General features: G+C 63.5%; 1 protein-coding gene. It reads left to right on the top strand.

Going from position 1 to position 1,445, the window contains the following annotated elements:
• Window positions 1-155: 155 nt before the first annotated feature.
• The gene (locus tag IVA81_RS40185) at window positions 156-1,184 is read left to right on the top strand and encodes an IS110 family transposase (protein WP_247330381.1); all 1,029 of its coding nucleotides are present in this window, start codon (window positions 156-158) and stop codon (window positions 1,182-1,184) included.
• Window positions 1,185-1,445 lie beyond the last annotated feature (261 nt).

Below are 1,445 nucleotides of genomic sequence, written 5' to 3'. Positions count from 1 at the left end.
CGTAGATGGGGTAACGGGCCGGCCGCCCGCTCGCTACGGCGCGATTTGGAAGCGCGCTCGCGAGCGGCCTGTTGGTTGGAAGGCGGTCGTCCCTCAAACTGATGGTGTTCAACGGAGTCGGGCAAGCCCGCTCCAAGCATCATTAAGGGACGACCATGGATCAGTATGCAGGAATTGACGTGTCTTTGGAATGCTCGAGCGTTTGCCTTGTCGATGGTTCGGGCAAGATTTTGCGCGAGACGAAGGTTGCGAGTGAGCCGGAGGCGCTGGTTGCGTGGTTCCGATCGCAGGGGCAACTGCCGGAACGGATCGGGCTGGAAGCAGGACCCTTGTCGCAATGGCTGTATGCGGGTCTGCGAGACGTAGGGCTTGCGGTCGAGCTTCTGGAGACGCGGCACGTTCGGGAAGCCTTCAAGTCGATGCCGGTGAAGACGGATCGCAACGATGCCCGCAGGATCGCGCAGTTGATGCGGCTCGGCTGGTTCCGACCGGTGCACTGCAAGTCGGTGGCGGCGCAGGAGACCCGTGCCGTCCTGACAGCACGCAAGCTGCTGCAATCCAAGCTGCGCGATGTCGAGAACAGCCTGCGCGGCGTGCTTCGCGGTTTTGGCCTGAAGGTCGGCGCGACCACCGAGCGCACCTTCGCCGGACGCATCCGGGAGCTCGTGACTGGCCATCCCGGACTGGAATTGGTAGCGGCGGCGCTGCTCCAAGCCCATGCCGTGCTGCTACGGGAGTTCAAGGGCCTGGACAAGCACACCCAGAAGCTCGCCAGGGCGCATCCATCCGCCAAGCTCCTGATGACAACGCCGTCCGTTGGACCGATCGTGGCGCTCACCTATGCCGCGGCAATCGACGACCCGAAGCGCTTCCGGTCCTCGAAGGCCACGGGAGCGCATTTTGGCCTCACCCCGAAAAAGTACCAGTCCGGTGAGACCAACTACACTGGCCGCATCAGCAAGATCGGCGATGCCTCCGTGCGCGAGGCGCTCTATCAGGCAGCTCACGTCATGTTGACCAAACCGGTCAAGAATTGCTCGGCATTGAAGAGCTGGGCGATGCGCATCAGCAAGCGCGCAGGCATGCGCAAGGCCAAGGTGGCGTTGGCGCGCAAGCTCGCCGTGATCCTGCATCGCATGCTCGCCGACGCCAAACCGTTCAACCCGATGGCCAAGGCCATCTAGCCAGGAGCAGCAATCGGTTCTGGGCGGGCCCCACACCAGGCTCTCCCCGAGCGAAGTCCCTCCGCTGGGACGACGGATCCGGTCAGGCCGCCATCCGGGAAGTGGCCCACAACCACGCAATCCGTAGATTGGCCGGCCGGCTCCTCATGCCCCCCATCAGGTGACGGCCACCGCGCCGATCCCGTACAGAAGCAAGTGCCCAGCGAGTGGATGACGCAAAAAGGGATTGACTAACCAAGGCCCGTTACAGAAGCCCGGATG

This window comes from Bradyrhizobium sp. 141 (genome assembly GCF_023074055.1).
Lineage (GTDB): Bacteria > Pseudomonadota > Alphaproteobacteria > Rhizobiales > Xanthobacteraceae > Bradyrhizobium.
Note: the sequence above shows the minus strand (reverse complement) of the source record. Positions and strands in the feature narration are given on the sequence as shown.

What these genes read in the sequence shown, in the direction of transcription:
- IVA81_RS40185 (WP_247330381.1), top strand. Translation starts at nt 156, where the DNA reads ATGGATCAGTATGCAGGAATTGACGTGTCTTTGGAATGCTCGAGCGTT.